Annotated in this window: 18 protein-coding genes; 9 read left to right on the forward strand and 9 right to left on the reverse strand. The window is 45.5% G+C overall.

What is annotated here, in order from left to right:
* Positions 1–233: 233 nt before the first annotated feature.
* The 3 genes from FEF09_RS20760 to FEF09_RS20770 form a co-directional block, all read right to left on the reverse strand.
* A complete protein-coding gene (locus FEF09_RS20760) occupies positions 234–683 on the reverse strand; it encodes a phage tail protein (protein WP_261387635.1) in 450 nt (149 codons plus the stop codon).
* A 22-nt stretch (positions 684–705) separates the two neighbouring features.
* Entirely contained in the window at positions 706–1863 is a 1158-nt protein-coding gene (locus tag FEF09_RS20765) for a Gfo/Idh/MocA family protein (RefSeq protein ID WP_146306881.1), read from the reverse strand.
* 524 nt (positions 1864–2387) lie between these two features.
* Positions 2388–3743, reverse strand: a complete 1356-nt coding sequence (locus tag FEF09_RS20770) for a right-handed parallel beta-helix repeat-containing protein (protein ID WP_146306882.1) — start codon at positions 3741–3743, stop codon at positions 2388–2390.
* A gap of 178 nt (positions 3744–3921) precedes the next feature.
* Between FEF09_RS20770 and FEF09_RS20775 the strand changes: the two genes are divergently transcribed.
* Both FEF09_RS20775 and FEF09_RS20780 read left to right on the forward strand, forming a co-directional pair.
* The gene (locus tag FEF09_RS20775) at positions 3922–4383 is read left to right on the forward strand and encodes an NUDIX domain-containing protein (protein WP_146306883.1); all 462 of its coding nucleotides are present in this window, start codon (positions 3922–3924) and stop codon (positions 4381–4383) included.
* 139 nt (positions 4384–4522) lie between these two features.
* Positions 4523–4963, forward strand: coding sequence for a YbhB/YbcL family Raf kinase inhibitor-like protein (locus FEF09_RS20780; RefSeq protein ID WP_261387636.1), 441 nt, complete (start codon positions 4523–4525; stop codon positions 4961–4963).
* 92 nt (positions 4964–5055) lie between these two features.
* Here the strand turns inward: FEF09_RS20780 and FEF09_RS20785 are convergent, their stop codons facing one another.
* Positions 5056–5580, reverse strand: a complete 525-nt coding sequence (locus FEF09_RS20785; protein ID WP_146306885.1) for a ferritin-like domain-containing protein — start codon at positions 5578–5580, stop codon at positions 5056–5058.
* 204 nt (positions 5581–5784) lie between these two features.
* Here FEF09_RS20785 and FEF09_RS20790 point away from each other — a divergent pair, with 204 nt between their 5' ends.
* From FEF09_RS20790 to FEF09_RS20810, 5 genes are all read left to right on the forward strand, one after another.
* Positions 5785–7455: a hypothetical protein gene (locus tag FEF09_RS20790; protein ID WP_146306886.1), complete on the forward strand. Its 1671-nt coding sequence runs from the start codon at positions 5785–5787 to the stop codon at positions 7453–7455.
* A gap of 280 nt (positions 7456–7735) precedes the next feature.
* Positions 7736–8116: a hypothetical protein gene (locus FEF09_RS20795; protein WP_146306887.1), complete on the forward strand. Its 381-nt coding sequence runs from the start codon at positions 7736–7738 to the stop codon at positions 8114–8116.
* 229 nt (positions 8117–8345) lie between these two features.
* Positions 8346–10634 (forward strand): histidine kinase dimerization/phosphoacceptor domain -containing protein, encoded by a 2289-nt coding sequence (locus tag FEF09_RS20800; RefSeq protein ID WP_186774440.1) that lies wholly within the window; start codon positions 8346–8348, stop codon positions 10632–10634.
* Positions 10635–10667: 33 nt separating this feature from the next.
* A complete protein-coding gene (locus FEF09_RS20805; RefSeq protein ID WP_146306889.1) occupies positions 10668–11336 on the forward strand; it encodes a glycoside hydrolase family 19 protein in 669 nt (222 codons plus the stop codon).
* A 252-nt stretch (positions 11337–11588) separates the two neighbouring features.
* Positions 11589–12794 carry a hypothetical protein gene (locus tag FEF09_RS20810; protein WP_146306890.1) on the forward strand — a complete coding sequence of 402 codons (1206 nt, stop codon included), beginning with the start codon at positions 11589–11591 and terminating at the stop codon, positions 12792–12794.
* A gap of 995 nt (positions 12795–13789) precedes the next feature.
* Here the strand turns inward: FEF09_RS20810 and FEF09_RS20815 are convergent.
* The gene (locus tag FEF09_RS20815) at positions 13790–14959 is read right to left on the reverse strand and encodes a lipase family protein (protein ID WP_146306891.1); all 1170 of its coding nucleotides are present in this window, start codon (positions 14957–14959) and stop codon (positions 13790–13792) included.
* A 78-nt stretch (positions 14960–15037) separates the two neighbouring features.
* Positions 15038–17491 (reverse strand): hypothetical protein, encoded by a 2454-nt coding sequence (locus FEF09_RS20820; protein ID WP_146306892.1) that lies wholly within the window; start codon positions 17489–17491, stop codon positions 15038–15040.
* Between the two features lie 172 nt (positions 17492–17663).
* Between FEF09_RS20820 and FEF09_RS20825 the strand changes: the two genes are divergently transcribed.
* A complete protein-coding gene (locus FEF09_RS20825; protein WP_146306893.1) occupies positions 17664–18890 on the forward strand; it encodes an NAD(P)/FAD-dependent oxidoreductase in 1227 nt (408 codons plus the stop codon).
* Between the two features lie 68 nt (positions 18891–18958).
* Here FEF09_RS20825 and FEF09_RS20830 read toward each other — a convergent pair whose 3' ends face one another.
* From FEF09_RS20830 to folK, 3 genes are all read right to left on the reverse strand, one after another.
* Entirely contained in the window at positions 18959–20452 is a 1494-nt protein-coding gene (locus tag FEF09_RS20830; RefSeq protein WP_146306894.1) for a catalase, read from the reverse strand.
* A 167-nt stretch (positions 20453–20619) separates the two neighbouring features.
* The gene (locus tag FEF09_RS20835; RefSeq protein ID WP_146306895.1) at positions 20620–21243 is read right to left on the reverse strand and encodes a deoxynucleoside kinase; all 624 of its coding nucleotides are present in this window, start codon (positions 21241–21243) and stop codon (positions 20620–20622) included.
* A gap of 16 nt (positions 21244–21259) precedes the next feature.
* The gene (folK, locus tag FEF09_RS20840; RefSeq protein ID WP_146306896.1) at positions 21260–21751 is read right to left on the reverse strand and encodes a 2-amino-4-hydroxy-6-hydroxymethyldihydropteridine diphosphokinase; all 492 of its coding nucleotides are present in this window, start codon (positions 21749–21751) and stop codon (positions 21260–21262) included.
* Between the two features lie 91 nt (positions 21752–21842).
* Here folK and sppA point away from each other — a divergent pair, with 91 nt between their 5' ends.
* Positions 21843–23606 carry a signal peptide peptidase SppA gene (gene sppA, locus FEF09_RS20845; RefSeq protein ID WP_146306897.1) on the forward strand — a complete coding sequence of 588 codons (1764 nt, stop codon included), beginning with the start codon at positions 21843–21845 and terminating at the stop codon, positions 23604–23606.
* The last annotated feature ends 92 nt before the right edge of the window (positions 23607–23698 follow it).

Consider the following 23698-nt stretch of genomic DNA (forward strand, 5'->3'; position numbering starts at 1 on the left):
TGCAACAAGATGTAATGAATAATAGGGATATACACCGGAAAGGGAGTTAGAAAACCCAATAGAAAGTGGCGATGGCATAGGGCTGTCAATTAGTTACGGCTAGGGTATACTCCTTCCAGAGCGATGATATAGTTCATACCAAGATAAGGTGCATGTTGTTGTGTGGCTGGCTACCACCTGCGATGCCAACATTGACACTACCGGTAACATTACCTGGCGCCAGGGTCGTGGTGTTATCCTGTGCTACATACGCATTGATAGAAGTTAGCAGCAGGACCACTACCTATTCTAGGTATGGCAGCAGGTACTAAACCCGGACCTGGGGTATTGGTGGTACCGGCAGCTGTTGAAGCTGATGGTGAAGCCACCATAGCACCAGCGGTTGCAACGTGGTTGTGCGCAGGCATCTCAGTAATGATGAGGGTGTGTGACGGTTCACCGGCTATCTCACCCAGATTAACATTTGGTAATCCAGGACCCTGACCGGTACCCACTGGTACACGACCTCTCAGATCTGGCAATGCAAAGGTGGTCTGACCGTTACCACCGAAAGTAGTACCGAGGAGAGAAAACAGAGCTGTGTTCTGTGCGATGGACAGGATCTGTCCCCAGCAGAGCGCCCAGCTTCTTGGCGCGAAATTGCCGCCAAACATTACGATCGCTGCGATAAATGGTTCGTACATCTGATGTGTATTTGTTTGTTTACTAATTAAAAATAGGTGGGTTTGTTAAATCAGGGAAGTTGACTACAGCGCCGTTTTTTTGAGCGGAGAGTGCGGCCAATGGGCCAATCATACTGTTGGCAGCGGCGGCATACACAGGACGTTCCTGTACAGTTGGGCTGCTGACGATGTTTACGAACTCTTGTAGGGCCATAGCATATCCATTGTTGGCAGTTACTTTTCTGAAGCGTTGTAGGTCTGCCTGTTGTGTGTGTTGAACAAGATAAGGCTTACCGGCATCCCATGCGTTTGTGGCAGAATGCTGGTCTTTCAGATAAATACTATTCGACAGATCTAACCAGGCTCCATCTGTCCCTTTAATACGGAAACCTGTGGCAATAGGCTGTTCCTTTGCTGCATCCATCTGAAGGGATAAAGTTTGTCCCTTTTCGGTGGTCAGACAAATCGTGCTGATTTCACCTGTTCTGAAAAACAGACGGGAATGCCCCTTTTTACGATCAGGATTGTTGACTACATAATCCTGTTTTTGTTTGACTACCTGCAATGAAACGAAGCGGTTGTCCTTTGTTACCTCCAGTATTCTGGCCGCAGCAATTGCGGGGTACACCGGATAAGAAGACTGCTCTTTTTCGTTTGTCGCCGCCAGTACGTCGTGACGCGCACCGGCCTGGATAGACTCTAAAGTACCGAACAGACCTTCTTTCGCCATATTGGTAACGGCCAGCAGGTCGCTGCGATAACTGTCTTCTTCCAGGGTAAAATACTGAAGCCCCGTTTTTTCGCTAAGACGAACAATGTCTCTGTGCTCTTCCAGGGTGGTGCCCATAATGGCGCCGCAGGCTACATGTTTACCTGCCAGCATCGCAGCTTTGGCTATCTCATAATGAAGCTGCCAGGGTGCTGCAATAACGACCGCATCGATATCCTTGCGGGATAACAGGTCATTATAGCTTTCCTGATAGACTTCCGGACGGGAATATCCCATACCGCTGAATAATTGAAGGCCTGCTTTGATAGCTGCCGGATCAGTGTCACAGATCGCTCTGACATCAATATCTCTGTGCTGTAAAGCCTGAGAAAGATACTGCTGCCCCCAGGACCAAGACCAATAAAACCGGTGCGTAAGCGGGAACCTGTCCCAGCCTTCAGATAGGAAGGTAGAAACGTAAGTACAGGGGATAAAATGGCGGCATTTTTTAAAAAATGCCTTCTACTGGTTGTATGCATAAGGAACTATTCCTGTTTTAGGGTCTGGTGTAACAGTCCATTAGGTTCCAAATAATAGAAGAAAGCTCGTCTCTCGATAAATATAGCTGTCCCTAGAAACGTGAGGTTTTCAACAGAATAGGGTCAAAATCATGGATTACGAATAATGTGGTAACAAAGATATATGTTCTTTTTTTTAGGAAGCAAATAATTTTTAAATGAGTATTTACCGGTATATGAATGAGATAGCAATGTTAGGGGCGCTAACTATCTGATCATCCAAATACCCTGAAGACTGGCACCAGTGTGGATATTTCGGAGGATTATACCATTAAAACGTCTTTACTATCTTATCAGCACCACCTCTCTTCGTCCCGGGACGGACAGATAGGGGCATAATGCGCCTGAAGTGACGGTAATAAACAGGAATGGTCTCTTGCAGACATAAAAAAGGCTGTGAACGCTCACAGCCTTTTAATAAGATTAATAATGAATGAGTTATTGCTTTCTGTAACCGGCCGTGTTGACAGCGGAGCCCTCCACCGGTTTGTAGTAGTTAGCTGTGTTTAAGCCGGCAGCGGCTACGGTTGCAAACTTCTTGTTTTCCTCTCCGCCGGTTCCTTCTACGGCATCACCGCCTACTTCCACATATACATAATTACGGCTGCCGATATTCACCCCGCCATTGGGTGCTACAAATATATTGGCATTCACGATCTGTTTACCCTTCATACCGGTATATCCGTTGATACGTAAACTATTCCCTTTCGTACCTGCGATGGTATTATTAATGATCTTTACGATCGCATTTTCGGTACCCCGCATACTGATACCATCGCTCTGGTTATTAATGAAAAGGTTATTACTGATGACGTGTGTCGCATTATTTTCACCGGAACCATAGAACTGGCACATTTCTCCCCAGCCATCATGTACATAGTTGTCGTGGGTATTGGTGTTCGTCGTTCTGCCACCGATCAGGATACCACCATTATGGGCGGCATTGTGCTGGGTACCCCAGTTGGTCACTTCATTATTATATATCTCCAGTCCGTCCACAGCGGCTGTCTGGATACCATCCAGTCCGCTGTTTCTCACCAGATTATTGTAAATCTTCACATTACGCCATTTGATCGGCTGCACATAATCATGTCCGGGTGTAAATTTGGAAGGAGAGCTATAGTAAGGCTGATTCACGGTATGATCCCAATAGGTAGCCGTATGACCGATGTACATCGCCTCATTTTTCGTATCCGTGATTGTCAGGTCATGAATGGACAGGTTCTTAATATAGCTATTCGGATAGGCGGTGCTGGCATCTCCTTTTATAGGGTCTGTTTTGGCAACGATCCCATTTCCACCGTTCCGGATGGTCAGGAAGCAGACTTCCATATTATCTGTCTTATTACCCATGTGGAGATCATGGTAGGCTTCGCGGGCTGCCTGTACGGAGCCGTCAATAATCAGCTGGTTCCTGTCGGACATACTGCCGAAGCGGATGTAATGGCAGTTATTGAATTCGAAGGCGACCGACCACGCGCCACCGTTCCAGTAAGGTTCTCCGACTTTAACAACAGTATTACGGTAGTTGCGGACAATAATCGGTTTCTTATCCGAACCACTCATATTCGTAATGAATACGGATTTGAAATTACCCTTGAGGTTCAGGATATCTCCCGGTCTGTAGGTATTATTTCTGTTGTCGATGACTAGTCTTCCATTTTTATCAGCAACCAGGGTATATTCTCTGGAAGCGGCTGATAACGTGTCGATAAGGGGCGTATAGTGTCTTGGCGTTAGTACTGTTTCTGAGGTGTAACTAAGGGCCAGAGCGAGAAAAGCTGCTACAATCATGAGAATTCTAAGTTAGCGTAATTTTTTAATCTGATATACTGAGTCCTGTCGAAATGATGCCGATTTCTCATGCAGTTGTTATTACCTGCTTCGTTATTAACAAGATACGTGCTGGTCATGCAAAGTTATTTTATTATTACTTACGACCGGAATCAGAATTGCTATATTTATTCAGCATATGGCAAAACAAAGTGCAGGTATCTTATTATACCGCCGGAAGGCTAAAAAGCTGGAGGTCTTTCTCGGGCATCCCGGCGGACCATTCTGGGCCAAAAAGGATCTGGGCAGCTGGTCTGTGCCTAAAGGTGAATATCTGGACGGAGAAGAACCGTTACAGGCAGCCATCAGGGAGTTTGAAGAGGAAACAGGCTATCGGCCGGCGGGCGACTTTATCCAGCTGACCACCATCCGCCAGAAAGGGCATAAAACGGTACATTGCTGGGCGGTAGCCGGTGATCTTGACCCGGAGAAGATTGTCAGTAATGATTTTGAGATGGAGTGGCCGCCCCGTTCCGGGAAGATGAAATCGTTTCCTGAAATAGACAGGGCCGCGTGGTTTTCTGTTGAAGAGGCCCGGGAAAAGATTCTCGAAAGACAGGCCGCCTTTATAGATGAGCTGGTACAAATGATTGATGAATAGTCTCTACAACATCTCCACAGTGTTGGTATGAATGTAGCATGCATACCCCCCTTAAGCGTTATTTATACGCTATTTACAGCACCTGAATCTGGCTTGATTTTTTTGCTCCATGGGTATGGAAAACAATACAGAAAAAACCTTGAAGATTTCGAGCAGCGCCTTCGATCATGAAGGTGTGATCCCTTCAAAGTACACATGTGAAGGAGAAGAAGTTAATCCACCGTTGCAGATCGACCAGATTCCACCGGAAACACAGTCACTGGCTATTATCATGGAAGATCCGGATGCCCCCAACGGGACTTTCGATCACTGGCTGGTATGGAATATTCCGCCTGCCACGAATATCATTGGCGGGGATAGTGTACCCGGTATTAGTGGAAAGAATGGCGGTGGTCAGACCGGTTATTATGGTCCTTGTCCTCCTTCCGGCGTACACCGCTATTATTTTTATGCGTATGCGCTGGACACAATGCTTGATCTGGATGGCGGGGCTGATAAGGCGGCATTAAAAGCTGCGATAGCAGGACATGTGATTGCGGAAGGCGTGTTAATGGGGAGGTATGAGAAGAAGGGACTTTAATCAATTAACAATTAAGAACTAATAGTTAAGCATTGCGCTTTGAGTAAAGACTTAATGCTTAATTATTAGTTCTTAATTGTCAATTGCTGCTATTATACAGTTTCCTCACCGGCTTGTGCATTGATCTTACTTTCTGCAATGATGGTCAGTGTTGCATCAGTTTCCTTTTCTTCTGCCAGTACAGTCCTCAGCAGATCAGCTACATCTGTTTCTCCCAGTGTGGCTGCCAGTGTTACCAGACTACCATAACAGGCAATTTCATAGTGTTCTACCTTTTGAGCGGCAATAATCAGGGCCACGTCCCGCTGCGCGGATCCTTCATCGGTTTCGTCTATTACCTGCCATCCTTCGTCAAAAAGTCCCTGTAAGCCCATACTCGGTTCTGCTTCTGCGGGCAATCCCAGTATTTCAAATACCCTTTCTACAATTTTCACATGTTCTTCCGTCTGCTGTCTGTGCTGGTCAAATGCCTGAATCAGTTCGTCATTGGTGGCTGCTCCCGTCATGGTAGAGAGCACATTGACCAGATGCTGCTCTGACCAGTAAACCTCCTGCAGCATGGTCACAAAGAATTGCTCCAGTTTTGAGTTAGTAAATGTGTTGGATTGTATCTGCATAACCAAACGTTTTAGGTGTGATGATTTTATTGAATAGTCACCTGTTTAAACAGCCAAATTCTATACCGCAGATAAGCTCCCAGAGTGATGGATGAAAGCAGCGTTTTTTTGTAGATAAACGTGCAGCAAACAGGGGAAATATTCTACGGATACTATGCTCAGTACGCTTAAAAAATCGTATCTTATATTAAAATCGGAGGACCTATGCGCAAGTGTGTTTTGTTAGCCATTATCTGCATATTGTTACTGCCCGTCATGACGAAAGCCCAGGAACCCGCAGTTACCCGTAGTGCAGCTTTTAATGATCCGGAGTATGGCTCCGGTCGTTTGTTGCTGGCCGGCAATGGGAACACACTTTATTTTCAGTTTACACGTAGGAAGGGGATAGCGGTGACTGTCTATGATGCACAGCGTCAGGCAGCACCGGTAGTGTATAATGCTGTCCGTTCATGGAACAACTGGCATATGGATGAAGCGTCATTGAAAGGGGTGTTTGAAATGAATGGTCAGGCAGTTGTTTTTATGGAAAAAGAAGTAAAGAGAGATTTGAACCTTTACCGGTTCATCTTTGATATCCATTCCGGTAAACTTATGCGGGAAGACCTTGTAGAAAGCGTACATATGAAGGGGTTGATATTACTGCCTACAGGAGAATTTCTGTCGAAGTTTTATATCAGGAAAGATCCTGTGTCTGAATATTATGCTATTGCCATCTGCAACGAGCGCAGAGGGCCGGAAGGGCAGAGGATAAAAGTGACGCATTATACCCCGGCACATCAGGTGATCAATACAGGAGAATACATCTCCACCGCAGATATCCATCAGCATGTTGTATTTCTGGATATGTATGTCAATAGTAACCGCTTTGTGAGTCTGGCATCCTATCATTACCGGGAGAATGCGGTCAGTGTGAAGAATGCAGAGATCAGGTTGTCTTCGTTACTACAGGGTACACCTGTATTCAGGCATCAGGCATTGGATAGTACAGGTGACTACAGGGATGTGAGAGCTGCATTGAAATATAACAGCGAGGAAGGAAACCTGTATCTGCTGACAGGCGTACATGCAAAAAGTGTCAGGGAAAATATCATTATGCAGCAAAGCCAGTTTGCTTTTGATTATGCTTTACAGATGACCATTTTTGATCCCTTGTCCCTGCAGATAAGGCGGCAGTATTTTGTAAAGCATCCGCAGCTGAATGATTATGTGAAAGATCACCTGAAATATAAAAATCCTTATTACGGTCTTATTCAGGATTTCTATGTCAATCCGGATAAGAGTGTTCATCTGTTATTCGAAGAAATCTATATAACCCAGGATGTAATGAGCTCCATTGATTCTTCACTGGCCGGTATTACGGGTAAAAAATATAGTACCCGTCTGGGAGAAATTGCTGTGGTGAAACTGGATTCCAGCGGACAGGAGATCAACAGTTATGCTATCGCTAAAGCACAACAGGCCGGCGTGAAAATCGGTATGTATTATCAGAACCGAGGCGCTGTCGGTAAGCTCAATTTCCTTGACCGCAGACCATCTTACAGCAGGATACCCGGATTCTTTTCTTATCAGTACCTGCCGGCTAACGGAGCCATTATTTATAATGATTATGCTGTCAATACCGACAGCAGGGAAGAAGATTACCGCACAAAAAAAGACGTTTATTTTATAAGTGATGCCAACACCGTATTGGCGACATACGACGGTAAAGACATCCGGAAAACATACCTGTTTGGAGCGCCTTCCGGTGATAAGGAAGCCCGTTTTACGGAATTGGGGATCAGTACCTATAGTGGGGATGGGAAACAATATGCGACAATGATGGTAGAGCGGAAAGGCCGACATATGAATGCGTACATCGTGTGGATGAATCTATAAACAAAGGGGCCTGCATAATTGCTTATGCAGGCCTTCATATATCAGGAATCAGAATGGTCTGTTTTATTGTGGCGGCCCACCGGGAACAAAGCTATAATACCCGTCATCCGGAAAATTGTATATAATTAGCGTGCCGGAAGCGGCAGGGCGGTTCAATGTACATCTGAGTCAGTTCATCCCTGTTTTTGTCAGTCTTGCAGCAATTTTCAGAATTTTGGTCTCGTCTGCCTGTCTTATAGATGAATATCCATTATTACACCTTTAAAACAAGAAGATGACAATGAAACAGATCCTTACTCTCTTAACAGCAGGTTTGCTACTTTTCTTAGTTTTGGTAGCCACGCCTTCTTTTGCACAGGACACTAAAAAGGACAAGGCGGCAAAGGCCCTGACAGATACTATGCGGACGCAGTTATCACTTGATGATACCCAGTATAGCAAAGTATATGATATCAATGCTGATTTCATGGATAAACTGGCAGGTGTGAAAGGTGATGGTGACAGCAAGATGGCGAAGTTTAAAAAGTTGAAGGCGATTGATGAAGATCGCGACAAGGCATTGAAAACGGTATTGTCAGCAGAGCAGTTCAAGTCGTTTCAGGAATTCAAAAAGCAAAACAGGCAGGAGATGAAAGCCCGTTTTAAAGCGCGTTCGAAATAGGTTTTAATACCATGACGATACGGTAAGGAGTTCGTGTATACGGACTCCTTACTGCATTTATAGGGGGGCAGGTGGAATCACGAAATGACGTGAATTTCTGTGGATTGTCCATATATCGTGAGCTTTTCAGGATATGTCAGGTCTTAAGATATTGATGGACAATTGTTTAAGTGTTGGTATGGGATTCGTTATCTCCATGTACACAGCGAACAAAAAAGGGATTTCCTCTATGCGAAAGACACTGATGATCTTAATGTGCCTGCTGCTTTCTTATATGGTGCAGGCACAGGATGAATATACGAAGGCTATACCGCAACTTTTACAGCAACTGAAAAAAGCAAGGGCAGATACGGGCAGTGTAAGTCTGCTGTTGAAAATAGCGCACTTTTATGTCTTTAAACCCGGCGAACAGGTAAAGGATCTGGACTCTGCTGTACTAATGGCCCGTCAGGCAGAAGCTTTAAGCGGGCGGCTGCATTATCCAAGAGGAACGGGACTGAGTTATCTTGTCATTTCACAGGCGTGGCGGGAGAAGGGAGATACGGCAAGGGGACGGCCTTTTGCTGATATGTCGATTGTAACATTGAGTCGCTACGGTTCAAAACTGGAACAGGGAAATGCATGGAAAGAACGTTCTATGTACCCTGGCCATGTTGTTATTGACGAGCGTAGTCAGAAGATTTATTATGAGGAAAAGGCCGTTCAGCTTTATAAAGAATCCGGAGATAGTCTGACGTATGCAAAAGAGCTGGTCTTTCTTTCAGAGATCACAGATAGTGGTGAGGACCTTGAGATGGCATTGGAGGCGCTGCGGATATTTAGAAATATCGGTTATAAAGATCTGCAGGGTGTACTTTATCTGATCGGTAGTCAGTATTCGGTCAGGAATAACCCGATCGAAGCGATCCGGTATTGTGAGATGGCTGTTGCTGTGGCAGAAGAAAGAGATAGTACGATGCAGTTATGTACTGTGTACAACAGGATGGGGCTTGCTTATTATGAGATAGGGGAGCGGGAGAAGGCAAAGGAGTTTTTTCTTAAAGCGCTTGGTGTTGCGGAAAGGCACAGGGACATGGATGCGATATGGACATTGGTGCCGAATGTAACTTCAGAGATTACTGACAAAAATGAGCGCGTACAATATCTGACGACTATGTTAAAGAAGTTTCCGTTGCCGGCGGATGATTTCGAAACAAGAGTACGGATGAACAGTATATATGTCCATACTTACACAGAACTGGGGAGGACAACGCTGGCTAAATTTTATCTGAATGAATCGTTATCTATTATAGATAATCTAAGACTTACCTCATGGTATAGGATGCCTTTCTATCGTTCTGCTATTGTTTATTATATGCACATGCATGAGTATGATGCTGCTGCAAAATTGCTGAAGCTATATGAGGAGCAGGTATATCGGAGAGCCCGTACAGATCTGCTGGCGGAGAACCATCTGACATGGTCAGGAATAGATTCTGCGAGAGGGGATTTTGCAGCTGCGTTTGCGCATTACAAGGCCTACAAAACGTTGGAGGATTCTATTACGCTTGCCACGAAGACAAGAGAATTTGCGCGGGTGCAGGTGGAGTTTGAAACAATCAGAAAAGCAAAGGATCTGAAGTTGCGCGAACGTGATATTACGTTGTTACATCAGCAGGCGCAATTGCAGAAGGAGGAACTGAAAAGGGTGACGATTGTGCGTAATATGATCATTGTGGGAGCTGTTTTACTGCTTTTATTGTTGATATTGGGTTACAACAGGTATCGGCTGAAACAGCATACCAACCGGGAGTTACAATCTAAGCAACATCAGATCAACCGGCAAAATATTTCTCTCAAAAAATTGATCCGGGAGAAGGACTGGCTGGTGAAGGAGATTCATCACCGGGTAAAGAATAATTTGCAGATCGTTGTGAGTTTGCTGAATACGCAGGCAGCACATATGGAAGAAGGTTCGGCATTGGCGGCTATCCGCGACAGCCGTTTGCGCATGCAGGCGATTGCCTTATTGCACCAGAAGTTGTATCAGGTGGAGAATGCGGGTCTGATAGATGTGTCGTGTTATATTAATGAGTTGGTGGGCAATCTTCGTCTGGGATGTGATTGTGTGGATGATATCCGTTTTCATGTGGAGATAGCGCCGGTATTACTGGATGTATCGCAGGCGACACCTGTGGGCCTGTTGCTGAATGAAGCCATTACAAATGCGATCAAGTATGCATTTCAGGGCAGGGGAAAGGGGAATATCAGTGTATTGTTTAAGCAGTTGCCTGAGAGGATGTATCTGTTGAGCGTAGCAGATGACGGCGTTGGCTTACCCGCTGATTTCAAGACACAGCGTAAGCGGGGCACTTTTGGTATGAGTCTGATCGATACGCTGACACAGCAGCTGGACGGTACACTGGAGCTGGTGAATAATGCCGGATTGACGTTAAATATCACATTCAGGGAGCAGTGGGAGGAACATTCTGTTTTGTATAATGAGGACGAAGATTTAGTGCCGGGTGAGTATGTTTAACATTACATTTGTAGTGTTAATCTCAGTATCCCCATGAATATTACCAGCGAACAATTAAAGGCTGTTATGCCTGCGGCTACGCCCGCCAATATCCAGCAATACCTGCCCTATTTGAATCAGGAAATGCCTGTATATCACATCAATACACCTGCAAGAGGCTGTGCATTTCTGGCACATCTGGCCCATGAGAGTGGTCAGTTCAGCGTTGTGACTGAAAATCTGAATTACAAGGCCGAAAGACTTGTCAAGGTATTCCCTAAATACTTTCCTGATCTGGCAGCGACACAGGCGTATGCCGGTAAGCCGGAGAAGATTGCGAATAAGGTCTATGCCAGCCGCTTAGGGAATGGTCCCGAAGAAAGCGGAGATGGCTGGCGCTTTCGTGGCAGGGGACTGATACAGTTGACCGGCAGGAAGACTTATGGCGACTGTAGTAAGGCGCTGACCGGCGACAAAAAGACTTTTCAGGACAGTGCAGATCTGCTGGTGACCCCTCAGTATGCAGTTGCGTCTGCCTGTTGGTTCTGGACGGTTTACAAGGGCTTAAATGACGTTGCTGACCAGTCTGATAACTGGACGACCACCTTTAAGGGAAAGGTGTATAATAAATTCCAGTGGCTGACGATCAAAATCAATGGTGGCCTGAACGGTTATGACGACCGGCTGGAGTTTTGGGAGCGGGCGAAGGCCGCTATCCGGTAAAACGGCACTTTACAATTTGATTACAGAGCAGATTGGGGTGGAATCCCAAAAAGTGTATATTTGCATTCTTCCCATTAGAATCGCTATACTACTCCCATTGAATAACTTATTGTAAAACAAGCAATTGTGTTCGCTACTGCAGCGTCTGCACTGCCTTAGGTATTGCTATGACCCTGATCTGGAAACGGACGGTGCGGTCTTTTGTCCGAAAGGGCTGGAAGGCATTATAAGTTAATTTAATCAGATAAACATATGGATAAGCTTAAACTGAAATTACAGGAATATTATCAGCGCTGCCAACGGCAGGAAACGCGTAGTAAAACCAGCCGTGAACAGGCGGGTGGTGCAAGTGTGCTGGATATGGAGAATGATATTCTGCTGCAGTTCGGCTTGCCTGCTTCCAAGCGTTTTGTGCAGATATTGCATGACTTCGTCAGCCAGCGTGAAGTGAATGATCATTTACTTGATTATGTGAGTAAGAAATTGCGGACAGCGGCACGTAAGTATCTGCTGGCGCCCGTAATTTCTGATCTGGAACAGCTGGATCAGGCAAAGGAGCAGAAGAAATCACCATATGATCTGTTGCCTGAGCTGGGTTATCCGGTCAATGATTATGCTGTATTCCTGATAGGAGAGTTGTTATATCGCAGGAATATCATTGCTGCTGATGTGCTTGAGGAACTGAAGAAAGTGCAATATGCAGATGTCTGGGACGATGTGCTGTTACTCGGAAAGATCGCGAACTATAATACGCATGAACTGTATCACCGTATGAAGGATCATGAGCTCCGTTTTGTAGATGATTACGCGCAGCAGTCACTGAAACAGCAAAATGCGAAGGCGGCCGGGAAAAAAGCCCTGCCAGCTTCTGAAGGGTATACGCCTAATCTGCGTATGGTCAGCAAACTGCAGGTTGAGGATATCCTGTTTGATGAGCAGCAGATGCCAAGTATTATTGGCAAGCTGAAGTCGGGCAGCCGTTATATCCGGGTGACGATGGTGATGGAGTTTTCTCAACTGAATCAGGTGTTACAATCGAGTGCGGAACTGGGTGCAGAGATCAGTGCTTTCATCAAAAAGAAACTGTCTGGTTCGCAGAAAGAAAAGCCTATTGCAATAGATGTAAGGGCAGAATTTGGTCAGGTGTTACAGCTGGATGATTGTCATCTGGAGGTGTATAAACCACAGCATCAGTCCAGAGGGAAATGGGTGGAGACGAAGGACAACTTGTACTTTGTTGATAAGATCCTTTCCAGAAAGGAGTATGATAAGAAGAGTAAGGAAGCGGAGATCAGAGGAAAGATCGAAGAGTGTCTTGAATTGATCGGCGGTTCTTATGGTTATTATCAGCGGATGCGTAAGCTGGGTATTACAGATGAAGAGGCGAAGTTGCGGGCTGGTTTGCAGGATGAGTTGTTGTTTAAACTGTCTACTTTTCTGCATAAGCTGAGAGATTAGCAGGAGAGGGAGTTAGTGTAAGCTTGTTTTTGGGGGGAAAGAGAAAGAGAACAGTAAGTATAGTGTATAGTAGAAGATCCGTTTAGGCGGATATTGGGAGGTCTGTCGGAGAGAAAGGGAGAGGGAATTAGTGTGAGCTTGTTTTTGGAGGGTGTGTGAAAGAGAAAGGAGCGGATAAGAGAACAGTAAGTATCGTGTATAGTACAAGATCCGTTTAGGCGGATATCAGGAGGCTTTTCGGAGAGAAAGGGAGAGGGAGTTAGTGTGAGCTTGTTTTCGCGGATGTGTGAAAGAGAAAGGAGCAGATAAGAGAACAGTAAGTATGGTGTATAGTAAAAGATCTGTCTAGGTGGATATCAGGAGGCTTTTCGGAAAGAAAGGGAGAGGGAGTTACTGTAAGCTTGTTTTTGGGGAATGTGTGTAGGAAAAAAGATGCGGGAGACGATAAAAAAGGAACTGCAAGGAAGGAAATGTACGTGTTGGCGGGATGGGTGTGAGAGATGATAGAAAGCAGGAGAAAGGCACATATATTATTAAACAAGAGATCCGCGCTGATGCGGATGAACTGTCCGGTTATTTTCTGCTTATGAGTGCCAGCGAAACAGTGTAAGAGACGATGAGAAAGGACAGTGAGTCGGGAGCAGATAATTATTATTAAAAGCAATAACTGTTACATCGTTTGCTACATGTTTAGACAGCAAAAAGGTCTCGTGAAAACGAGACCTTTTTCGTTAGTTGGTTTTTGATTTGATTGACCACAGTGTGTATGCTGGTGGCCATGTAAAGTATATTAGTCTACAATATCCCCCTCTAATAGTTTGCAGGACATGTATATGTAATCTCTTTTTTGGAACCCCTTACCATCCAAGCTCCCATACCTGTGTATGAGAACCTGGTAGTAAAGGACAACGTGCTTTTGCTTTTATCGATACAAACATACCTCGAAAAAAAAACTGAACTGTTAATTTCAGGTTAATCGGTTGGTTAACCTCATGTTAACGATCTGAGGCCTTTTCTGATATGCTGGATTGATAGATACTTTTTACCATTTCCCGGTAGGGGGCATACATGTGGTGAATGAAAATGTTCTTTCCATCGAAGACGTGTTTGCTGTCATATGCCGCGTCGGGATACAGGATGATGGGGGTACCCGCGGGGCTGTAGTTATGACTTTCTGTAAAGGGAGGAGGTACATAACCGGGCACCGATTTCTTTACCAGACGGGCCAGTCTTTTACCCAACATTTTCTGCATACGGCGGCTGGCTCTTTTGGTGCTACGATCCAGCTTATTGTACATAGACCCTATGACCAGCCGGACGAAAATGTTTTGCTTTTTGAGTGCGCCTTTTACGTTCATGAAAGGGTTAGGTGTATTGAAATCGCGGGTGGTCTGAATAGAAAAGGGTGTCTCTGGTACCCAGTCTCTTACATTTACGATACGGAAGCCCCAGCCATTACCGGTGATGAAATCGAAGTCGTAGGCGTAATAGAGGTTGCCCGGTTTAGGAGCTGCGCTGCAATAGGTTTTGTAGGTAATATTCTTTGGAAAACCGGGTTCTTCGAGATATTGCAGGTAAGAACGGAGGAGGAAGCTGATAGCGCCTCCCTGACTGTGTCCTGAGATGAGAAAGTCACGGATGCCCTGCTGATAGCAAGTCTTGATATGTGCCACGATATCCGGGGCCATACTGGCTAATGCAAGCGTCCAGCCGGCATGTACGTAGGCTCTTTCATCCTTCGCCAGTTTATATTTAAAATTGGTGCTGTCATTGAGCTGTAATTGCCCGGTAGCGGGTATCATCCCAGCAAAGAAGTTTTCCATCCATGATTCTTTGTTCCCGACGGTACCTCTGATGATGATGACAGCTGTTTTATCGTCACGGATCCAGAGGTCCCAGCGATTGTATAGACCGGTCTCCGGAGAGCGGTATACCAATTGTGCGTTTTCGGGGATGGAGATCTGTTTATTGGTCCACGGGGTATCTGCTGTCAGAAAGTCCATACTGAGCATATCGAGGTACTCCCGGGCATCAAATCCGGGTTTGAGTTGTTGGGCGGAGGCAGTTTGGGACAGCAGTATCGTCAGGCAGCCTGTAATGACTAATAAAAGTAGACAATGGAGGGCCTGCCAGCCTTTTGGGTGAATGTTAACACGATTATTCATATTCCTGGCATATTGTATAAATAAAAATAGTCCATAGTGATGAACTATGGACTATTTTTTTGTCAGCCAGTATATAGCTTATTGTAACAGTTGTTCCGTGTGTCCTAATGATCCGTCTTCACCCATACCTTCTACTACTATACGGAAACGTCTTGTGAAGTCGTTGTTATAGAAGGAGACTTTAGCGGTATGTGTCAGTGAATCTGCAACCAGATTCGGGTTCCAGTAGAGCGTCAGTCGCTTATCCTGAAGGATGTGAATTTCTTTACGAACGGTATAATCCGGTGCGTAGAATTCTTTCACGATGTTATAACCACCTTTTTTGTATTTCTCAAAACCACGTGTATCCACATCGTTTTTGCTGTCACCACCTTTTCTGGTATATACTGCGATAGCACCGGAGCTACCACCGAAACCACCTACGAAGGTTGGACGGAGTACCTTGATGAATGCCACATCACCGATATTGATGTTACTCAGCATGTTGATATTGGTTGGCATTTCGTTCAGGAACAGTACGGGAGGACCGCCACGCCATTGTAATGAAGGACCGGTAGTCGGGTCAGACAGGTTTACTGTCAGACCTGGTACTTTGGATTGCAGGTATTGGAAGATACTCAGGCTACCCGCTTCGTCTCTTGTCAGGTCAAAGGCGTAACCATCACCTGCATGGAACATACCGGAAGCGTAACGTGCTTCAACACTCTCAGTTTTGTTGAGACGTTTTTCACGTACGTTGATCTCTTTCAGGAAGATCGGTTTATTAGCCATGGATTTGGTAACGGCTGTGTTTTCAGCTACAGTGGACAGGTAAGAACTCAGTACTTTGTTCTCGATTTCCAATGTGTTTCTGAATGGATAAGGCAGTGTTACTGCGCTATTCGCTTCAAAGAAGTGTGGCTCAAATTTCACAGATACGTCTTTCCACGCTTTGTTAGGATCGTTTGCACGGTAGAATACGTTGATGGTATCTACGAACTGCAGACGGTCTACTGCAAACTCACCTTTATCATTGGTAGTAACAGAAGAGAATGCGGTAGAAGTATCGATCGGCTGTTTCAGGATAAAGTCAACCTTACCATTAGACAGTGGGGCAACGCCTTTGTTGGTAGTAGCCACACCCTTCAGCAGTAAACCCTGCTCATAAGGGTATTTGATATCCGGCATGTAGTTATGCAGGATTTTTTCCCAGCTGAATCTTCTCCATCCATTGGTCATCATCACGAGATCCAGTCCTGCCAGTGTGGTAGGGTCAGCATCTTTGAAGTACTGTGCCGGATTAGAGATATAACCTTTCAGATCAGAAGTCATCAGCAGGTTGGATATAATGTTGTTCTCATCCTGATCTTTTACGATCTGGTCAGCATCTATGATGGATACTGACAAGCTGGTCAGCATTGTATCCGGGATTTTGATCTCCAGAGTATTCTTCTGTCTTGGCTGTGTATTGATGGCCAGGTTCTGCAGGCCCAGTGACAGTAAGTCGTTCTTTCTTACGAAAGCCAGTCTTTCGGCCAGAGGTAAACCGTCGCTGTTGAAAACGGTCAGTTGCAGGATGCCGGAAGGTAATTCTTTGGTAGGAATGAAACCGCTCATCTGACCTTCTGCTGCATTCAGTTTTGCCTTGTACACGATGTGCTGCTGCATCTGCGCAACAATCATCAGATTGTTGTACATCGGATCGTCTTTTGTAGCAGGGGAGGTCTGGTAGAAGATACGGGTGCTCTTGTTGAAGACCTTCAGACCAACGCCTGAAGTTTTTACAACAGGCAGCAGAATGGTTTTCTGCAGGCCTTTGCTTGTCTGCATCAGGGCCTTGTAGGTTTCGCCGGCAGCAGGAGTCAGTTCAAACATACCCATACCATCACGGGTAGTTTTAACCTGTGCTACGGTTTCACCTTTCAGGTTTTGAATGATCCCGTTTGCTTCCTGTGGATAACCCTGCTGGTCGATTGCCTTGAAAGCAACGCGTCCGGGAACGCCCGCTATCAGACTACCGCCTTCCGGGAAGAAGTTCACAGCAAAGTCAGTCGTAGCCGGTTTTTGGCCAGGACCGATCTGCTTAGACGGGTCAAATATTTCAATGTTTTTGTAGAAGAGATATTCGGCGTCAAAGTTCAGCATCCATGCCGTATATGCACGCAGCTGATATTGACCCGGTTTCTGATTGTCCGGGAGTTCGATTGCTCCGGCGCCGGTAGCGCCACCCACGGAGATCAGTTTTTTGTTAACCACGGTTCCTGCTTTATCCACCAGTTCAATGTACAGGTTGGTTGCAGAAAGGGATGGTTGGCCTTGTAGCAAAACATACGCTTTGAACCACATGGTTTCCCCAGCGGCATAGTAATCTTTGTCCAGGTGCAGGTAAACCTTTTCCTGGGGGAAGCGTTTGCTGTACTGTTCTAAGGCTTGTGTGATTTTATCCTGCCATTCATCGGCGGGGTAAAATGCAAGTGCGCTCGAAACCCCCAGCAGACAGGCAGGGAGGAGCCACTTTAAGCGTTTTTTGTTTTTATAGAACACAGATTGCATGTGGAACAACATTTTGCGACAATATAGTATCAAAAAATATAATATGCAAAATAGACTGAAAATTTAATATATACAAATAATGTTATTGGTTCCTAATAATTTACAATCTCCCGGCTTTGGATTATTATTGCGGCCGGGAATGTGAAATTAGCATAACCGGTTTTATAAGATCATGATAAACAATAGATTAGTAGTAATAGGTGGCGGAGCTGCCGGTTTTTTCTGTGCAGTAAATGCCGCAAGACTGCATAGTCAGCTGGAAGTCATTGTGATAGAAAAAAGCAATAAGCTTTTATCTAAAGTGAAAATTTCGGGCGGCGGAAGGTGTAATGTGACCCATAATGCGCCGGACATATTATATATGTCGAAACGTTATCCGAGGGGTCAGCATTTCGTAAAGAAGACTTTTAACCACTTTTTTGTACCCGATACAATCAGCTGGTTTAAGGAGAGGGGTGTGGGACTGAAGGCGGAAGCGGACGGCCGTATGTTTCCGGTGACTGATAGCTCCCAGACGATCATAGATTGTTTACTGAAGGAGGCGGATCGTTATAATGTAAAAATCCGCCTGAATGCTGCTGTTACTGCTTTGGTAAAGACAGATACGGGTTGGGATGTGCAATTACAGGATGGTAGTTCGCTGAAGACAAATTATGTTTGTGTGGCAGCCGGCGGGTATGCGCAGGCGGACAAGTTTGCATGGTTAAAGGCTGTCGGGCACCAGATCGTGGCGCCTATGCCCTCATTGTTTACGTTTAATATGCCGGGTAATCCCATTACTTCGCTGATGGGTGTAAGTGTGGAAGAAGCGCATATCAAAATAGCTGGTACCAAACTGCAGGAGAAAGGTCCTTTAATGATCACCCACTGGGGCATGAGTGGTCCGTGTGTTTTACGTTTATCTGCGTGGGGCGCCCGTGAGCTGGGAGACATTCAATACCAGTTTACAGCTATTGTCAACTGGTTGCCTGCATTCAACGAAAACAGTCTGCGGGATGAGATGCAGGGCTTGCGGTTTACGCTTGGCGGGCAGAAAATGCATCACAAAAATCCTTTTGGTCTGCCGCAGAGGCTTTGGCAGTTTCTGTTACAGCAATCCGGTATCGGAGAAGATATAAGATGGGCAGACATGCCGGCGAAAGAACAGCATAAACTGGTCAAGAGTCTGACTGCGATGGAATGCGGTGTGAAAGGGAAAACGACCTTTAAGGAAGAATTTGTTACCTGTGGAGGTATACAGTTGTCAGAGATAGATCCTAATACGATGGAAAGCAAACTGGCACCGGGTTTGTTTTTCGCGGGAGAGGTGATGGATGTGGATGGAATTACGGGGGGCTTTAATTTTCAGCATGCGTGGACGAGCGGTTGGATCGCTGCGGGTACCATTGCTACACGATAAAAAACAAAACTCCGGTAAGAGAACTTACCGGAGCGTTTGTCTTAACATTATCTGTGATCACTGCTGCATCAGGCAGGTTGCCCGTGTGCAGCCATTGCATCTACTGATACGCCCAGTCCCTGTGCGATACCCATGCCTAATTGCAGGTCTGCACGGAACCAGTGGCATAACTGGCGGTTAATAATTTCCTCTCTTTTGTGTCCTTCAATACCACTCATTGCGCCAACGATGTTACTGATTGTCTTTTTCTTTTCTTCGGATGTCATCAGACGGAACAGGTTACCCGGCTGTGTATAGTGATCGTTTTCACCATCTGCGTTACGGTCATACCAGTCAGCAAACAGTGAATCCAATGGCATGCCCGGTTCTTTATATGCGGGATCAGGTGTGATATTGCCAAAGCTGTTAGGGAAATAATTTGGATGACTGCCACCATTACCATCTACGCGCATAGCGCCGTCACGGTGATAGTTGTTAACTGCAAACGGACATCTGTTCACTGGTATCTGTTCATAGTTTACACCGAGGCGGTAACGATGTGCGTCAGGGTAGGAGAGCAGGCGTCCCTGAAGCATTTTATCCGGAGAGTAACCGATACCATCTACCACGTGTGCAGGAGCAAAAGCGGCCTGTTCCACATGTGCGAAATAGTTATCCGGATTCTCATTCAGTTCCATCACACCTACATCCACCAATGGATAATCAGCATGTGGCCATACTTTAGTCAGATCAAAAGGATTCCAGATGTATGTTTTGGCTGCTGCTTCCGGCATGATCTGTACTTTCAGTTTCCATTTCGGGAAATCACCTTTATCGATTGATTCAACGAGGTCGCGTTGTGCATGATCCGGATCTTTACCCCGCATTTCTGCTGCTTCTTCATTAGTAAAGTTTTTTATTCCCTGTTCGGTAATAAAATGGAATTTCACATAGAAGCGTTCATTGTCTTTATTCAGGAAAGAGAAGGTATGACTGCCGAAACCGTGCATATGGCGATAGCTGACAGGGGTACCTCTATCACTCATCAGGATCAGTACCTGATGCAGGCTTTCGGGGTTCAGGCTCCAGAAATCCCATACCATTGTGGCACTCTTTGTATTGGTGCGCGGATCGCGTTTTTGTGTGTGAATGAAGTCGCTGAACTTCTTTGGATCTTTGATAAAAAAGATAGGGGTATTGTTACCTACCAGATCCCAGTTACCTTCTTCTGTGTAGAATTTTACTGCGAATCCACGAGGATCACGCTCGCTATCGGCCGATCCTTTTTCTCCACCTACAGTGGAGAAGCGAACGAAGACGCGGGTCTGTTTGCCGATGGTATCAAAAAGCTTTGCTTTTGTAAACGCGGTGATATCGTGGGTAACGGTAAATGTACCATAAGCTCCGCTTCCTTTTGCATGTACGACTCTTTCAGGGATACGCTCTCTGTTGAAATGCGCCATTTTCTCATGAAGTATGAAATCCTGCAGCAATATGGGGCCTCTGGCGCCTGCTGTCATAGAGTTTTCATGCTCAAAGTAAGGAATGCCGGAGGCTGTGGTCAGCTTCTTCTGCTCAGACATAAAGTAAGTTTAAGGAATGAATAATGTGTGCGTACCTGATGTGTCTTTTAAACAGTCAACTTCTATAAAGTGGTGTCTTTCCTGTTTGTTTACCCGGTACACGACAAAAGTAGCCTTCCCTTACTTATAGAGCACAGCGATATTGTTTATTATACGATAGAGAATCTTTATAGGTAATGGATGCCCGGCTCGTAATCCTTATCCAGAGCGGCTAATAGTTTTTCGAAGTCACCCGTATCTTTTACGAAATCTATTTTCGTCATATCGAGCATGAGCACACGAACAGGATGTTGTCTGATATACTGCATGTACATATCATGTACATTGGTCAGGTATTGATCTTCTATCTGCTGTTCGTAGGAGCGGTTGCGGTGTTTTATATTTTGTTGCAGTTTGCTGACCGGTGCATTCAGGAAGATGAGCAGGTCAGGTTGTATCAGCTGGGGGTTGATGATATCAAAAAGTTTCTGATAAAGATTGTATTCCTCTTCTTTCAGATTGATCTTGGCAAACAGGAGGCTCTTGATAAAAAGATAGTCTGAAATAACCAGATTGCTGAACATATCCTGCATCTGCAGCATATCTTTCAGCTGTTTGTAACGTTCCGCCATGAAGAACAGTTCGAGGGGGAAAGCGTATTGTTGTGGTTTTTCGTAGAATTTGGGCAGGAAGGGATTGTCTGCAAATTCTTCGAGGATGAGTTTTGCGCCGAAGTGCGCAGACAGTTTATTGGCGAGCGTCGTTTTACCAGCGCCTATATTCCCTTCTATTGTAATGTATTTATATTGCATGAGCCGGTTAGATGGTTTAGGATATGCCAGTGTATTTGCTGGCAGGTAATTGATCAGTGCAGTTGTTCAGTAAGGTACTGACGGACTGGTGCAATACAGGATGTTCCCAGTCGGGAAGGATTTCCATGAGTGGTACCAGTACAAACTGTCTGAATTGCATTTGCGGATGAGGGATTTTAAGATCCGGTTCATTGATGACGGCATCATTAAAGAAAATGATGTCAATGTCGATTACCCTTGCGCCCCATTTCTGCCGGCGTATGCGACCTATTGTGTGTTCGATGGCCAGAACTGTGTGCAGCAGGGTTCGTGCGTCCATTTCAGTAGCCACCAAAAGGGCCTGATTCAGGTAATCTGGTTGTCCGGCTACGCCCCAGGCAGCCGTTTCATAAAGGGAAGACTGTTTTTCCACCCTTCCAACCTGTTTATCTATCTGCTCCACTGCTTCCCGGAGATGCCCTGTACGGTCTCCCAGATTGCCACCTATAAGTAATATTGCTTTATTCATGTATCTTCAACGGCCCAAAAGTAGACATATTCTTTATTTTTGGAAAAAGGAAGACGGAGCGTCTGTCCTTTAAAACTAAATCCTCTAATAAATGCGTAGCTTTTTTAAAATTTTCTTTGCCACCCTTCTGGCCTTCATCGTGATCCTCATTTTAGGGGTAATCCTGCTGATGGGGGTGATCGGCAGCGCTATCAGCCCCGAAGTTGTTACCCTGTCGCCTAACAGCGTGCTGGTCCTGGAAACCAGTCAGCAATACAACGAACAAAAAGTTTCTAATCCCGTAAATGCCATCCTCCGTCAGGAACCGAAATCGGTACCCGGCCTGAACGACATGATCCGTCTGATCAAACATGCGGAAACTGATGATGATATTAAAGGTATTTATCTGAAAGCGGAAGGTAACGCTAACGGGTTCGCTACCAACGAAGAAGTGCGCAATGCGCTGCTGCGTTTCAAGCAATCCGGCAAGTTTGTCTTCGCTTATGGCGAAGTCATGGACCAGAAGAGCTATTATATGGCATCCCTTGCTGACCGGGTATATGTACACCCTAAAGGTGGTGTGGAATTCAGCGGTTTCTTTACCCAGCTGACCTTTTTGAAAGGGACCCTTGAGAAACTGGAGATCCAGCCACAGATCTTCTATGATGGTCGTTTCAAAAGTGCTACTGAACCTTTACGCGAAACGGAAATGACACTGGCGAACCGTATTCAGACCAACGCTTATCTGGGCGATCTGTATGCTAATTTCCTGAAGAACATTGGTGCATCCCGTAAAATAGATACTGCCTCCCTGCATCGTTATGCCAATGAAGGTCTGATACAGGAAGCGGCAGATGCATTGAAGTATAAACTGGTAGACGGTCTGAAATATAATGATCAGGTGATGGATGAAATTAAATCCAGACTGGGTCTGAAAGGTGCTGATGATGTAAACTTCGTTTCTGTGTCTAAATATATGGATGCCGTTGATCTGACAGAAAACAAAGACGCTGACAATAAGGTAGCTATTATTTATGCAGAAGGAAGTATAGTAGGAGGAGACAGCGAGAAGGACGTTACCATCAGCAGCGGTCATTTTATCAAATTGATCCGTGAAGCAAGACAAGATAAGGATGTAAAGGCGATCGTTTTCCGTGTGAATTCACCGGGCGGTAGTGCCCTTGCTTCAGAGTCTATCTGGCGTGAGCTGGTACTGGCTAAAAAGAGCAAACCGGTAGTAGTATCCATGGGGGATTATGCGGCTTCCGGCGGTTATTATATCTCCTGTATGGCTGACTCTATCTTTGCACAGCCGAATACTCTGACCGGTTCTATCGGTGTATTTGCTGTTCTGCCTAACCTGCAGGGATTCTTTAAGAATAAACTGGGTGTCACCTTTGACGGGGTGAAAACCGCGCAATATGCGGATCTGGGTAATACTTCCCGTCCGCTGACTGATATTGAGAAGAAATTTATCCAGAATTCAGTAGACGGCATTTACGCCACCTTCAAAGGACGTGTGGTAGAAGGTCGTAAGCTGAGTGGTGCTGTGGTAGACAGCATTGCACAGGGACGTGTATGGAGTGGTATTCAGGCAAAACAACTGGGACTGGTAGACCGTATCGGTGGTATCAATGAGGCGATCGCCTGCGCAGCTAAACTGGCGAAGGTAAGTTCCTACCGTCTCCGTGAGTATCCTGAATCAGATGCTTCTCTTTCCCGTATGATGAAGAGCTTTGGTACCAGTGCTCATGTGGAGGCTGCTGTGAAGAGCGAACTTGGTGAGCAGTATGACATTTACCGACAGATCAAAGAGATGAAGGAAATGAGCGGAGAGATTCAGGCTAAACTGCCTTATGCGGTAGATATCCGGTAATCCCGCTGTGATACAACAAGTTAGCAGTCGGTAGAGGGGTTTGAAACTATCCCGGCACTGACTTAAAAAAGTATTAAACCTGCCGCTTGCGG

Origin of the sequence: Chitinophaga pinensis (genome assembly GCF_007896845.1) — a bacterium.
Lineage (GTDB): Bacteria > Bacteroidota > Bacteroidia > Chitinophagales > Chitinophagaceae > Chitinophaga > Chitinophaga pinensis_C.